Source organism: Nitrospira sp., assembly GCA_029194535.1.
Classification (GTDB): Bacteria; Nitrospirota; Nitrospiria; order Nitrospirales; family Nitrospiraceae; genus Nitrospira_C.
Map to the genome: position 1 here is coordinate 1,642,244 of JARFXR010000001.1, position 13,963 is coordinate 1,656,206.

Sequence of the window (13,963 nt, forward strand, 5' to 3'; positions counted from 1 at the left end):
AGTGGAACGGATCGCGATTTTGGGGTCAGGAATGGCGGGGTTCGGCGCCGCACATCGATTCCATGCTGAAGGCCATCGAGCGACTCTGTACGAAAAGCGTCCATACTACGGCGGGCACACGGCTTCCTACTCTTTCGCCAACGGATTTACGATCGACGAAGGACCGCATGTCTCGTTTACCCGAGTCGAACGAATTCAAAAGCTTCTTGCAGCGAGCGTAGACGAAAAGTTTGAGCGTCTCAGAACGAAGGTCAACAATCATTGGAAAGGGCACTGGATCAAGCACCCGGCTCAGTGCAATCTCTACGGCCTTCCGCAGGACCTCATCGTCGACATACTGAAGGATTTTATCCATGCTCAGCACACGGAGTACGGTGAGATCAAGAATTATCAGGACTGGCTCTATGCGAGCTTCGGTAAAAGATTCGCCGAAACCTTTCCTATGGAATACACGGTCAAGTACCACACCACGACAGCGGCAAACATGAGTACAGATTGGGTTGGCCCGCGACTCTACCGAGCGAAGATCGAAGAGGTGTTGCGCGGTGCGCTCTCGCCATCCACACCTGACGTGCATTATATCGACCAGTTCCGCTATCCATCTCACGGAGGTTTTGTATCCTATCTGAAAATGTTCATGAAACAAGCGGAGCTTCAGGCCGATCATGAGCTCATCCAAATTATTCCTAAGCGCAAAGAACTCCGCTTCAAGAACGGGAATGTCGTCGCGTATGACCACGTCGTTTCATCCATCCCCCTGCCGGATTTGATCAAGATGGTTGACGGAGCGCCGACCGACGTGCTGGACGCTTCTCAGAGACTATCTTGCAGTACAGTCGTGATTGTGAGCGTGGGGGTTGATCGCGCCGATCTGATTGACGCGCACTGGACATATTTTTATGATCGTGACTACTTCTTTACACGGCTGAGCACGCCACATTTGCAGTCACCGAACAATGTGCCGGAGGGTTGCGGGAGTATTCAGGCTGAGTGTTACTATTCCGCAAAGTATCGCCCGCTCGACCGAAAACCTGAAGACTGTATTGAGCCGGTGATCAACGACCTAAAGCGCTGCGGCATCTTGCGTGAAGAGGATAGGATTCTCTTCAAACACGCGATGCTCGTGCCGTATGCGAACGTGATCTTCGACTTAGAACGTGCCTCTGCGGTCAAGACCATTCATGGCTATCTTGACGACATCGAGATAGCCTACTGCGGGCGCTACGGCGATTGGGCATATATTTGGACGGATGAATCGTTCATGAGCGGCGAGAATGCCGCGCAAAGAGTGTTGGATCGTTTGGGGACAGGTGCGGCGAAGGTCTGACACGTCGGCCATCCGACAAGTGAGGAATTCATGAAGGTCGTTTTGTTTTGCGGAGGGTTGGGCATGCGGCTGCGGGAATACTCGGAGTCGATTCCAAAGCCGATGGTTCCGATCGGGTATCGACCCATCATGTGGCACGTGATGAAGTACTACGCTCACTTCGGACACAAGGACTTTATCCTATGTTTGGGGCACGGAGCGGATATCGTCAAGCGTTATTTTTTGCAATACGACGAATGTCAGTCGAACGATTTCGTCCTTTCCCAAGGTGGAAAGCATATCGATCTGATCAATTCGGATATTCAAGATTGGAACATCACGTTCGCAGATACCGGGGTGACCTCCAATATAGGTCAACGACTGAAGGCCGTTGAGCGATATCTGGAAGGGGAGGACATATTCTTGGCAAATTACAGCGATGGCTTAACCGATCTATATTTGCCTGCTCAAATCGAACAGTTTCGTGCGCATGGGAAGCTCGCGAGCTGTATTTGCGTCATCCCGCCCTTGAGTTATCACATCATCTCTATGGGCAAAGACGATCATGTTGAAAAAATCGAAGGTATGAGCCAGGGTAACATGAGGGTCAATGGCGGATATTTTATCTTCAGGAAGGATATATTTCGCTATATCAAGCCTGGGGAAGAACTTGTGGTCGAGCCTTTCCAGAGATTGATCAAAGAGCACCAGTTGCTTGGCTATAAGCATGATGGTTATTGGGAGTGCATGGATACGTTCAAGGATAAACAACGGTTGGATGAGATGTATGGACGAGGAGATGCGCCTTGGGAATTATGGAAGGCGAATCGGGCAAGTACTGTGTGATCTTCGATAGCTCCTCAGGTTACACCATAACGTCATAGGTCAATGGCTCATGCCCGTGCAGGGTATTTTTCAGGTTCCCCATAAACCTCTCAAGGTTTTATGCCTCGGAGCACATTCCGACGATATCGAGATAGGATGTGGTGGGACGGTGCTCAAGCTTTTGCGCGAACATCCTGGCAGCGAAGTACTGTGGGTGATATTCAGTGCAAGGGGAAAGCGCAAGCAAGAGGCAATGTCTAGCGCGAAAGCCTACCTTGCTCAAGCGGGCTCTGCACGTATCGAGGCAAAGTCATTCAAGGAAAGCTTCTTTCCATACCATGGTGAGGTCATCAAGGAATATTTTGAGAGTCTCAAATTACTGATCTCCCCAGACATCATTTTTACCCATTATCGTCATGATTGCCATCAGGACCACCGAATCATTTGTGAATTAACGTGGAATACATTCCGTAGGCATCAGATCCTTGAGTTCGAAATACCAAAATACGACGGCGATCTCGGCCAGCCGAATTTGTATGTGCCGCTAACGGACGCCGTGTGCAAAACCAAGGTGAAGCTACTCATGACTGGCTTTTCTTCGCAGCGAAGCAGGCAGTGGTTCACAGAGGATACCTTCTATGCGCTGCTTCGGCTTCGAGGCATCGAATCATACGCGACGGAGAAGTATGCTGAAGCTTTTTATGGCCGGAAGATTGTAATTGGGTAAAGAGAGTATTTAGGAGATCAGGCCGTATCTATTACTTGACGAGCGACTGCGGGTGAGATCTGGGACGATAATCTAGCCGCACGGCTCAGGGCAGTGGAGGGGCCAGCCAAAAGGCATTCGCCTAGAAAATGAAAAACTCTGTCCCATCAAGCGGCGGCATCTCTCGCGTGCTCATGTTCTCGCATGGCAATGTTGCAGATAAGCTGCTCGTCAGATGTATCAATTACGAGTTCGAGGAAGTAATTCGCCGAATAGATACAGTGACGGCAATCGTCCCGTCGCCAAAGAAATGGTTTAAATACGGCACGCGCATTTCACAGAGACTGGCAAAAGATACTCCGATCGCTCTAAATCCAGGAATTGACGAAATTATTGTAGAAGGCAGATATGATTTATTTTTTACTGTGTGTGAATTCGTCAAGGACTTGTTAGCCCTAAAGGCCTTGAAAGGCTGGCGGGAGCGATGCGGTAAAGCAGTGTGCTGGATAGATGAGATTTTGTTGAGTGAGTGTCTTCATCGGGCCTGTTTGGCGAAGCTGATATCCCAATTTGATCACGTTATAGTTGGGTGTAAGCAGGGAGTAGACCTAATAAAACCACTAATTCAGGGCGAATGTATCTTTTCGCGGCCGGGTGTGGACGCATTCAAATTTTCCCCATTTCCCCATCGCCCTGAAAGGGGGATTGATGTGTTAAGTATAGGTAGAAGGTCAGAGGTAACCCATAGAAAGTTGATACGAATGGCAGAAGACAATCGAATCATGTATGTATTCGATTCCACGAATGGGACTGAGACAAGCTCTCCAGCAGAACACAGGCTCTTATATGCAAATTTATGCAAACGGAGCCGATATTTTATCGTCAACCCAGGCAAAATCGACCAGCCTGAAGCCATTGGTAGGGAGCTCATTATTGGCGCAAGATACTTTGAGGGTGCCGCTTCAGGATGCATACTAATCGGAGAAATACCCGGAGAGGAGGGGTTGAGAGGGTTTTTCCCTTGGCCCGATGCAGTGATTCCATTGCCTTACAATTCTGAAAATGTAGATAAGGTAATGGAAGAGATAGACCTGCAACCTGATTGGCAGAAGAGAATCCGCAAGAATAATATTGTTGGGTCCTTGCTTAACCATGATTGGGTATATAGGTGGGAAATTGTTCTCGGTCTCGCGGGGATGGAGCCTTTACCTGCACTCGTGAGGCGAAGGCAACGCCTAAGCGAACTGGCAGAGTCCGTCGAGGCCAGGGGTGTGTGAGCAATTGGCGTTGTTTGGTTAGAGATGGACTGGTGTGTGCGCTCTCCGGTCAAGGAGACACTGTTGGTAACCTCCTCCCAGAAAACGAGACCACCCAAAGCTGGGAAAATCAGCTGAGCTGCAGCGTTCTCAACCAGGAAGGCGACAATGGGGAGCTTACTACGGCGACCTGCCCGACTCACCATCCCTACACCTGCGGGCGCGGGCTCGATGACCATTGATGTACGAATCACCGCTTCTCCGTCAGCTTCTTGATCTGCTCCTCCTTCACGGCGTCTCCGTCATTCGCCCGCCCCCGCTGGGTGTTTCGGCCCCACGGAGCAATTTTCCCCCGCCAGTCTTCGTCCTCGACCGCAGGCAGCCCGTCGCGACGCGTCGCTTAGGCGTCATAGTCAAGCGTTCAATGGGATCTGCGGTTTCTGATGCCCTCTCCACTTCCTCGATTCATGCAGGACCATGTCGTAGAGGTGGCCTCAATTTCAAGGGGAGCAGGAAAATGTAGTTGTACCAGCTACGATGTGAGTCAGGGGTATTGTGGCGTAAGGGATTCATGTGGATGTGAAACACCTATCGTACGGGGCCTGGGATACAGCATGAAAGCCATGACAACGAGACTGTTGAGGTGCATTGAAGTAGTCGTGTTGAGCCTTGGGAAGCCGCCGCTGTATGAAATCTATCTCGCAGCGATCGGCTACTTGATGTTTCCTCTATACCATCGCCTCTTTGGCCAGTATTTGGGATACCTCTCTATTTGGTTCATTTTCGGTGTTTTACTTGGACTTAAACTGGTCCCGGCAATCGTGAGAGGATTGCTACCCTTCTCGGAAAGGGCTCAAAGATGTTGGGCCAACCACCGTCTGCTTGGGAAGAGATATGACTCCTACCAGCTTCGGAAGCTGTTGTGGATTGGGCTGGGCCTGGTCGGATACCTGGCCATGTTCGGCAACTTCGGCGGCCTGAGAGGCCTACTCGCAGTGACATGCCTGCTAGCCGGCGGAATCGGATGGTTGGTTTGGCAGAACAAGGGGATTAGTGGCTTAGGATGCCATGATTGAGGAATGATTGACCTCTCATGCTTCACCAATGACGTCGACAGGTTGCTTGGCATTACTAGCTCGAGGAAACGCCTGATGGTTCGTTGATCTGAGGCAGGCGCCAAAGCGTGATGACATCACGACAGTGTGATAGACCTGTCGCCGTGAATGGGCGCAGAGACAGCATTACAATTATCCAAGGGGGGCCGAGGCGAGTGAGTCGGGAAATGACATGAATGACTGCTCAAAACTTCGTGCCGGTGAATGGGTTCGGGTCAAGAGCAAGATCGAGATCTTGAAGACTCTGGACAATAGCGGCCAACTGGAGCAGCTCCCCTTTATGCCGGAAATGTTTCAGTATTGCGGGCAGCGCATTAGAGTATTTAAGCGGGCCCATAAGACCTGTGATCCACCGAATGGTCTTGAGGGACGGCGGGTGACGAACGCGGTGCATTTAACTGATGTTCGTTGCGATGGGCGAGCCCATGGCGGCTGCCAGGCGGGGTGTTTAATATTCTGGAAGGATGCCTGGTTAGAGCGGGTAAACGATGAAGCAGAATCTCTTTCAAGGTTCGAGATTGCGAAGGCACAGCTGAATGAAAAACAATGCGGCACGCTCAGTGGTTGTACTGAGCGAGAGGTGTGGGCAGGGACTCTTGCTTCCCGCGATGAAACAGATCCAGCTGAAGTGACGTATGTGTGCCAGTCCACCAATTTAGCAAAGGCCACTCACCCATTGTATTGGTGGGATCCGAGGCAATACATGGAGGACTACACCTCCGGTAACGTTCGGCTCTCTCAGATTCTAGCTACCTTCCTGTTCTTTATTTACTCCACCATAGCCCGAGGGGGGTTCGGTGTGGGGGCTGCCATGCGCTGGGCGTACGATTGTTTTCAGAAACTCCGTGGAGGAGTCGTGTATCCCATACGTGTGGGTAAGATTCCAAAGGGAGCGCAGACACCGGCGGCCCGCTTGAATCTCGAAATAGGCGAACTCGTTAGAGTAAAGAGCTACAAGGAAATTCTGAGCACCTTAAACGAGATATCACATAACCGCGGGATGTATTTTGACGCAGAGGCAGTTCCTTATTGTGGTGGAGCCTACGAGGTGCTTGGGCGCGTAGAAAAGATTATCAATGAAAAGACAGGGAGAATGATGAACATAAAGAACGATGCGGTAATTCTGAAAGGGGTAGGCTGTCAGGCTCGGTATGCACAATGCCGCAGGTTTTGTCCCAGGAGCATTTATGTCTATTGGCGAGAGATCTGGCTCGAAAGGGTCACCAATGAAGGTCACCATACGGCGAGCAAGGCCCGGAACAGCCCATAGGCGTTTGTTTGTCCCGGTCCATCTACACGGCTGAGCACACGTGGGGCAGCAGCCAAGATGTGAAAATGTCAGGGGCAGCGTTTAACAACTAAACCAAATGGCTGTGAAGAGTTCCGGGAAGTCCGCCCTGCAAGAGCAACGACGACTTGCTCATCCAGGGAGCGCACACGCGCTCCATACATGATGCGACCTCCTTCCTCTTCTTCTATCAATGAAAAGACTATATGAGGCATGAGTTTGAAAGCTGATACATCAAATGAATCCTACCGCCAGATCCTGAGGTCTACGACCATTCTTGGCGGGGCATCATTTATCAGTATAGTGCTAAGAATGCTGAGAACGAAGTTCCTGGCTATTCTCCTTGGCCCGGCCGGCATAGGGTTATGGGCAATTTTTAATTCGATTGCGGAGATGGCAGGGGCGGTAGCGGCGATGGGTATCGATAGTAGCGGCGTGAAACGAATCGCCGAATCGGCAGGTAGTCCTGAGCAAGAGAAACTTGCTCGTACCGTTCATGCGATCCGAAGGGCGATGTGGTGTCTGGGGGTCGGTGGGATGATCATCGTCATCCTACTAAGTCCCCTGATTTCCCAGTTCACATTTGGAAACGAAGTGCATTCGTTTGAAATCATGCTCCTCTCCATTGTGATTGTCTGCGGGACGATAATGAATGGAGAGATAGCTCTGATTCAGGGAATGCGCAGGGTCGGCGATCTAGCGAAGGTGAATATCATCGGTGCATTTTGGGGAACGCTTTTGGCCGTTCCAATTGTGTACATATGGGGGCAGAAGGGGGTTGTCCCCTCCTTGATAGCTGTTTCTGGAATAAGTCTACTGGCCACATGGTGGTATGCCAGGAAGATTGAGGTAACCTGCATACGCATGGGCTGGACAGAGGTTTTGAGAGAAGTCAAGCCTGTGCTTGCTCTCGGTGCGGCGGTAATGGGTAGTGTGTTTGTATATAGAGGTACACCGTACCTGGTCAATGTCCTTGTTAGAAAGCGAATTGGCATAGAAGGGGTGGGCTTACTCCAAGCTGCGACGGTTTTATCTTCGATTTACGCGGGGTTTATTATCGATTCTATGGGCAAAGACTATTTGCCACGCCTATCCGCCATTGCGAGCAACGATGCGGCATGCAACAAGCTCGTCAATGAGCAACTCAAGATTGCTCTTCTCATAGCCGTGCCAGGAATCGTTGCCACGCTTACTTTCGCACCTCTGATCCTACAAATCTTTTACTCGAGCGAGTTCATTGCTGCCTTTGAAATTCTGCGATGGCAGGTTATGGGAATATTATTGCAGGTAGTAAGTTGGCCGATCTTCAGCATTCTGTTAGCCAAAGGATATGGGAAGTTGTTTTTTGCGACGTTTGCGATATCGAACGTCCTTTATATTGGGTTAGCTGTGGTAGCGATCTCTTACGCTGGATTGGACGGCGTCGGAATGGCTTTCTTCGGCATGTGGGCATTCTATACGGTGCTCATTTACAGTATTGCAAAGTATTTGACGGGGTTTACCTGCTCAAGTGCGAATGCTCGAGTTGCCTTGGTGACCTTCTCCGCCGTAGTAGGCGTCTTCGCTTCCGGATTTCTGTTCAAACCGTTCTGGTCCATGGTTATCGGAGGCACCATGCTCATAGCCATGGTTCTCTACTTACTTAAGTCATTATCAGGAGTCATGGGTCCTGGTGGACTTCTCCCTATCTTGAAGTCAAGCAAAGCGCTCGGCTAGTACGCGTTATCTACCACAGAATCTGACTGGATGGGTGGGGAAAATGCAACGTTGCTTGCCGTCCACGCTCACAGAGTCCTTGTGAAGGCAATTGTTATGGGGGTGGGCTACGATGAGTTCTATCCAAAGAATCAGAACAATATGGATAGACCTGGACAATTCTCCGCACGTACCCTTCTTCTTCCCAATTATTAAGGAGCTGGAAAAAAAAGGGCATCCCATCATTGTTACCGCTCGTGATACGTTTCAGGTACTGGGACTCGCGGACTACTACAAATTGGGCTACATAACGGTAGGGAAGCACTATGGGGCGAATAAGCTCCTTAAGGTTCTCGGCACGATATGGCGAAGTGTGCAGCTGGCACGGGTGATTTTCAGGTACAAACCAGACATATCGATATCCCACGGTTCGCGCTCTCTTATCTTGCTCTCTGCGGTGCTCGGCATTCCGACGGTACTTCTGTTCGATTATGAGCACTCCAGAAATCTCCCCTTCATCAAGCCAATATTGGGAATTTCACCAGAAGTCATAAATGATCCCCGCTTAACCGAGCATTTTAAACGGGGCCATCGAGTGTATTCTGGGATCAAGGAGGATGTCTATGTGCCCTCGTTTAGGCCCGATTATTCAATTGTTCAACAGCTGAATCTCAGAGAGGAAGATATCGTAGTCACAATTCGTCCTCCGGCCAGTGAGGCCCATTACCACAATCCAGACAGCGATAAACTATTTACTAGAGTCGTAGAATTCTTGGGGAAAAGTCCAGGGGTTCGAATGATTATTTTGCCACGTAATGAAAAGGCTCAGAAAGATCTTGTGCTTGGGACTTGGCCTAAGTGGTGCCAAGAGGGGAAAATCACTATTCCCGACAGAGTCGTAGACGGGCTTAATTTGATATGGCATTCCGATTTGGTGATTAGCGGTGGAGGAACTATGAACAGGGAAGCTGCGGCATTGGGCATTCCTGTGTACAGTATCTTTAGAGGAACTCTTGGGGCAGTGGACAAGTATTTAGCCGAACGTGGACGCCTGATAATGATTGAAAACCAGGAAGAGGTGGAGTCAAAGATTCGTTTAGTCAAGAGGCGTGAAGGAACGGCGGAACTCTTTGGGCACAGCGTGCCTCTAAAACAAATCATGACTGCAATTGGAGAAGTCATCGAAGACAAGAATGAAACCTAATCACAGATGCGTCTGATTCCCCATGGTACGCCGAGGTATTTGGTACGGATAGATAGTATAGGCGGAATCGAAATATGCTGATTCACATTGTCTGCGCGGCAAGGCCAAACTTCATGAAAGTAGCGCCTCTGTATCATGCATTGAAGGAAGAGCCTTGGGCGGAACCCGTTCTTATCCACACCGGTCAGCACTATGATGCGAATATGTCCGATGCATTCTTCGAGGATCTCGGTCTGCCGCTTCCGGACACTTATCTTGATGTGAAAAATGGATCTCATGCAGAGCAGACCGGCAGGGTCATGATGTCATATGAAAAGGTTCTGGCCGATCAGAGGCCCGAATTAGTTGTTGTTGTTGGAGATGTAAACTCGACGATGGCGGCGACGATTGCGGCGACGAAATTGGGCATAGCGGTCGCCCACCTTGAGGCTGGCCTACGGTCCTTTGATCGAAGTATGCCAGAGGAGATTAACCGCTTGGTCACCGATGTGCTCGCGGATATGCTATGGACACCTTCGAGGGACGCTTCCGAGAATCTACTGAGAGAAGGGATATCTCCAGATAAGATTCATTTGGTTGGCAACATCATGATCGATTCCCTTGAGATGCTGAGAAGCAAGATCGAGCGTCTTGATGTGTGTCGCACTTTCGGGTTGGAGGCCGGAGAGTATGGAATTGTCACCCTTCACCGGCCTTCAAACGTGGATAGTCCCATTGTTCTGAGGAATATCTGTACGGTCCTCGTAGAAATAGCAGAGAAAATGTCCCTTGTTTTTCCGGTACACCCAAGAACCAGAAAGCAAATGGAGGAGCATCGTCTCTTGTCCCTACTGGAAAGATCATCGAACCTGTTTATGCCAGAACCGCTCAATTATATTCGCTTTATGAATCTGGTGCTTAATTGTCGCTTTGTTATAACGGATTCCGGTGGCATTCAGGAAGAAACAAGCTACCTTGGGATCCCGTGCCTGACGGTGAGGAAGAATACCGAGAGGCCAGTTACCACCATACACGGAACGAACCAGCTCTGTGACCTGGGTCAGTTAAAGCAGAAAACGGCCGATATTCTCAATGGGCCCACTCGGAGACAGGTAGATATCGAGCTTTGGGATGGGAAAACTGCAGGAAGAATTGTGGAGGTCCTTCGAAGGCATAGAGTTGCCTCTGATGCTCCGGAAGCGAGTCGATCCTATTGTTAGGTGAAATTGCGAAGCGGCCTCCTCTGCGGTTCCTGTCCGATTCCCGTCATCAGCGGGCAAGTCGGGGGGTGCGGCAGAAAATCGGCCTCCCTATTTGGGTAACAGGTGAGGAAAGATCAATTATATGAATATGGCACAGGTAGTGATCATAGGTGCGGGGCCGTACGGGCTCTCACTCGCGGCATATCTCAAGGCACGGGGTGTCAACTTTCGAATCTTTGGCAACCCGATGGGCTTTTGGTTGAAGCACATGCCCAAAGGCATGCGGTTAAAATCAGAGGGTTTTGCCTCCTTTCTGTATGATCCGGATTCGGCCTTCACTCTTAAGCACTACTGTGAGCGGGCAGGGCTTGCATATGCTGACCTCGGACTTCCAGTCCCGTTGGAGACGTTTACCTCTTACGGTTTGGAATTTCAAAAGAGATTTGTGCCTGAGCTTGAGGACAAGCTCGTCGTTTCAGTGCGCAGAGCCGGTATGGGCTTTCAAGTGAGCATCGAAGACGGAGAAATCGTCAAGACTCAACAGGTGGTACTAGCAGTGGGATTGACCTATTACGCGTATCTTCCTCCCATCTTGTCCTCGCTTCCAAAAGAACTCGTAAGTCATAGCTCCGCACACAACTGTCTTGACCGATTTAAAGGGCGTGAAGTAGCCGTAGTGGGAGCAGGGGCATCGGCTCTGGATTTGGCAGCGTTGCTTCATCAGGCTGGAGCTCTTGTCCAATTGGTCGCTAGAGGATCGGAAATTCACTTTCATACGCAGCGAATCAAGCCACCGACCCTGATTGACCAGCTTCGCGCCCCAATTACGGGAATCGGACCTGGCTGGAAATTGTTTTGGTGTACAAACTTACCGCTGGTCTTCCGTCTGATGCCAGAGCGATTTCGGTTCCTTGTTGCGCAGAAGATCCTCGGTCCGGCCCCAGGTTGGTTCATCAAGGAAGAGGTGGTAGACAAGGTGCCGTTCAACCTAGGGGTGACCATCACGGAGGCAAGCGCTAAAAATGGCCGTGTATATCTTCAGTTAACTGATAGTTCGGGTTCTCCTAGGACGCTGGTAACAGATCACGTAATCGCGGCGACCGGCTATAAGGTCGATCTACGGCGGTTGACCTTCTTGGATTCAGAAATCCAATCAGGAATGCGATCCGTCGATCACACGCCGATATTATCCTCCAAGTTTGAATCTTCTGTGCCAGGCCTCTATCTGGTCGGTGTTTCCGCAACACACACCTTCGGGCCCCTGCTTCGCTTTGCTTTCGGAGCCAGATTCACCGCAGCCCGGCTATCGAGGCACCTCGCAAAAGTCTGAGCGGTCATGTCAGCGAGAGTTTGGATACTCGACACGAATCCGCTGAGAGATCTGAGCTAGGAGCCTGTCCGCGTAATGCGCCGGTATTGACGGGACAGCCAGAGCGCAATGTGGTTTCTAGGCCGCCTGGCTAGAACATTACCGGGCCGCGGCGACCAGCCTGGATGGAGGTTGGAGGAAACCTTTATGCTGCATCGACTGGGCCTCGTCAACACGCAGGGTATCAGTCTCAAGACCACGAATTGTCTGGAGTCGCAGCTGTCCTGGGTGAGTCAGTTGACCGATCGTGTGGATCTCTGGCGTACGCCCGAGAAAAAACACCGCTGGGTATCGAGTGCCTTGCTCGCAATTGAGCCGGGCTTGCGTCGCGTCAAAGGCTATCGGCATGTGTCTCAGCTCCAAGAGGCGCTCCGGCGTGAGATCCAACAAGAGTCGGCGAGCGAGCACCGGATCGCCTGACCCGAGCGACCCAGGGGGCGGTATGGACCGCATGCTGATCGTTGATCCTAGGCCAAATATGGAAGCTAGTTTTCTTCCGCACCCTCCGATTTCCCCTCTGATGACGGGAGATCGGGCATGAACTACAGAGGAGGCCGCTTCGCAATTTCAACTGCGAATGGGATCGCCTCTGAGTTGCAGAATTCTAATTATAAAGGCCGAGCAGTTGGGCCTCCGAGAGTGCTTTTGACGAATACAAATCGCTGGCACAATGCTGCACGACTTTCGATCAACCTCTCCGAGGCCGGCTGTATTGTCGCAGCCGTCTGCCCAACGCATCACCCTGTATCGAGGACGGGTGTTGCCCAGCGAATATTCCCCTACAGCGGCGTTCGTCCGCTAAACTCTTTGAGAACTGCGATTGATGCAATTGCTCCCTCTATCATTATCCCTTGCGATGACCTTGCCGTAGAACATCTGCACGAATTGTATGCGTATGAGTACAAAGGAGAGTCGCCTGGAAGCGAAATCGATGACTTGATAGTGCGGTCCTTAGGCTCTCCCGAAAGCTACCCGATAGTCTCCGCTCGCTACGACCTCACCCAGACGGCCGCTCAGGAAGGGATACGTGTGCCCGATACAGCTCTTCTCAATACAGTGAACGACCTGGAGTCATGGCGCGCACGACAAGCATTCCCCTGGGTGTTGAAGGCCGATGGGACATCGGGTGGCCGTAGCGTGAAGATCGTATACACTTTAACGGAAGCTGAGCAAAGATTCTCGGAACTGTCCAAGCAGCCTAACTTCGGCCAGGTTCTCAAATGGTTGCTCGTGGATCGTGAGTCATTCTGGCTACGACATTGGTTGAACCGATGGAGTCCGAGGATCACTATTCAGTCTTACATTAACGGGCATCCGGCGAATTGTGCCGTCGTATGCTCAGATGGAAGGGTTTTAGCTGGGATTAGCGTTGAGGTGCTTTGTGCGAAGGAACAGACCGGTCCCGCCATTGTTGTACGCGTAATTGACAACACGGAGATGATGGGCGCCGCTGAGCGGATTGCGCGCAGGCTGAGGTTGTCCGGTTTATTCGGATTAGATTTTATAATTGAGGAGGGTAGCGGTATGCCCTACCTGATTGAGATGAATCCGCGATGTACTCCTCTTTCCCATCTGCGACTTGGCAAGGGAAAAGATTTGATTGCAGCGATTATCGCCCAAATATCGGGTCAACCTGCCCAAGAGACTCGGTCGGTCACGTCGAAAGACATAATCGCGTATTTCCCTCAAGCATTGAAAAGCAAAAGCCCAATTCTAGAGTCGGCTTTTCATGATATCCCAGAAGAAGCACCAGAATTGGTCCAGGAGATTCTCCATCCTTGGCCAGCACGATGTCTTCTCTTTCGCGCGTACAAACATATCAGCCGCAGTCGCGACCGACAAATCTAGTGCGACGTCGGTATCCTGATCAATTCAGAAGTCAGTAAGTTGCACTGCACCAACGTCGTCGTCACCGGTTGACTAGGCCTAGCATACAGCGACTCTCCCAATACTATTCGAGCAAGGACATATCTGAATTTCCAGCCCATGTATTACATCCCTAGGTGTTGGTGCAACGC

At 50.8% G+C, this 13,963-nt stretch carries 12 protein-coding genes; all 12 read left to right on the forward strand.

Features of this window, described 5'->3' with window-relative positions:
* Position 1: 1 nt before the first annotated feature.
* The 12 genes from P0111_07445 to P0111_07500 all read left to right on the forward strand — a co-directional run bounded on the left by P0111_07445 (position 2) and on the right by P0111_07500 (position 13,793).
* Positions 2-1,327: an NAD(P)-binding protein gene (locus P0111_07445; GenBank protein MDF0643850.1), complete on the forward strand. Its 1,326-nt coding sequence runs from the start codon at positions 2-4 to the stop codon at positions 1,325-1,327.
* Between the two features lie 30 nt (positions 1,328-1,357).
* Complete coding sequence (locus P0111_07450; GenBank protein MDF0643851.1) at positions 1,358-2,152, forward strand: sugar phosphate nucleotidyltransferase; 795 nt, start codon at positions 1,358-1,360, stop codon at positions 2,150-2,152.
* Positions 2,153-2,201: 49 nt separating this feature from the next.
* Positions 2,202-2,858, forward strand: coding sequence for a PIG-L family deacetylase (locus P0111_07455; GenBank protein MDF0643852.1), 657 nt, complete (start codon positions 2,202-2,204; stop codon positions 2,856-2,858).
* A 128-nt stretch (positions 2,859-2,986) separates the two neighbouring features.
* Entirely contained in the window at positions 2,987-4,114 is a 1,128-nt protein-coding gene (locus tag P0111_07460; protein MDF0643853.1) for a glycosyltransferase, read from the forward strand.
* A 593-nt stretch (positions 4,115-4,707) separates the two neighbouring features.
* A complete protein-coding gene (locus P0111_07465) occupies positions 4,708-5,169 on the forward strand; it encodes a hypothetical protein (GenBank protein MDF0643854.1) in 462 nt (153 codons plus the stop codon).
* Between the two features lie 211 nt (positions 5,170-5,380).
* Positions 5,381-6,478 (forward strand): hypothetical protein, encoded by a 1,098-nt coding sequence (locus P0111_07470; protein MDF0643855.1) that lies wholly within the window; start codon positions 5,381-5,383, stop codon positions 6,476-6,478.
* 231 nt (positions 6,479-6,709) lie between these two features.
* Positions 6,710-8,212, forward strand: coding sequence for an O-antigen translocase (locus P0111_07475; protein MDF0643856.1), 1,503 nt, complete (start codon positions 6,710-6,712; stop codon positions 8,210-8,212).
* Between the two features lie 112 nt (positions 8,213-8,324).
* Positions 8,325-9,395 carry a DUF354 domain-containing protein gene (locus P0111_07480; GenBank protein MDF0643857.1) on the forward strand — a complete coding sequence of 357 codons (1,071 nt, stop codon included), beginning with the start codon at positions 8,325-8,327 and terminating at the stop codon, positions 9,393-9,395.
* A 74-nt stretch (positions 9,396-9,469) separates the two neighbouring features.
* Positions 9,470-10,594, forward strand: a complete 1,125-nt coding sequence (wecB, locus tag P0111_07485) for a UDP-N-acetylglucosamine 2-epimerase (non-hydrolyzing) (protein ID MDF0643858.1) — start codon at positions 9,470-9,472, stop codon at positions 10,592-10,594.
* A 124-nt stretch (positions 10,595-10,718) separates the two neighbouring features.
* On the forward strand, positions 10,719-11,906 hold the full coding sequence (locus P0111_07490; GenBank protein ID MDF0643859.1) for an NAD(P)-binding domain-containing protein: 1,188 nt from the start codon (positions 10,719-10,721) through the stop codon (positions 11,904-11,906).
* A 186-nt stretch (positions 11,907-12,092) separates the two neighbouring features.
* Positions 12,093-12,365 carry a hypothetical protein gene (locus P0111_07495; GenBank protein MDF0643860.1) on the forward strand — a complete coding sequence of 91 codons (273 nt, stop codon included), beginning with the start codon at positions 12,093-12,095 and terminating at the stop codon, positions 12,363-12,365.
* Between the two features lie 117 nt (positions 12,366-12,482).
* A complete protein-coding gene (locus tag P0111_07500; protein ID MDF0643861.1) occupies positions 12,483-13,793 on the forward strand; it encodes an ATP-grasp domain-containing protein in 1,311 nt (436 codons plus the stop codon).
* Positions 13,794-13,963 lie beyond the last annotated feature (170 nt).

Coding starts and splice junctions, on each gene's coding strand:
- P0111_07470 (MDF0643855.1), top strand. CDS start 5,381: ATGAATGACTGCTCAAAACTTCGTGCCGGTGAATGGGTTCGGGTCAAG.
- P0111_07500 (MDF0643861.1), top strand. CDS start 12,483: ATGAACTACAGAGGAGGCCGCTTCGCAATTTCAACTGCGAATGGGATC.
- P0111_07475 (MDF0643856.1), top strand. CDS start 6,710: ATGAGTTTGAAAGCTGATACATCAAATGAATCCTACCGCCAGATCCTG.
- P0111_07450 (MDF0643851.1), top strand. CDS start 1,358: ATGAAGGTCGTTTTGTTTTGCGGAGGGTTGGGCATGCGGCTGCGGGAA.
- P0111_07460 (MDF0643853.1), top strand. CDS start 2,987: ATGAAAAACTCTGTCCCATCAAGCGGCGGCATCTCTCGCGTGCTCATG.
- P0111_07465 (MDF0643854.1), top strand. CDS start 4,708: ATGAAAGCCATGACAACGAGACTGTTGAGGTGCATTGAAGTAGTCGTG.
- wecB (MDF0643858.1), top strand. CDS start 9,470: ATGCTGATTCACATTGTCTGCGCGGCAAGGCCAAACTTCATGAAAGTA.
- P0111_07495 (MDF0643860.1), top strand. CDS start 12,093: ATGCTGCATCGACTGGGCCTCGTCAACACGCAGGGTATCAGTCTCAAG.
- P0111_07480 (MDF0643857.1), top strand. CDS start 8,325: ATGAGTTCTATCCAAAGAATCAGAACAATATGGATAGACCTGGACAAT.
- P0111_07490 (MDF0643859.1), top strand. CDS start 10,719: ATGAATATGGCACAGGTAGTGATCATAGGTGCGGGGCCGTACGGGCTC.
- P0111_07455 (MDF0643852.1), top strand. CDS start 2,202: ATGCCCGTGCAGGGTATTTTTCAGGTTCCCCATAAACCTCTCAAGGTT.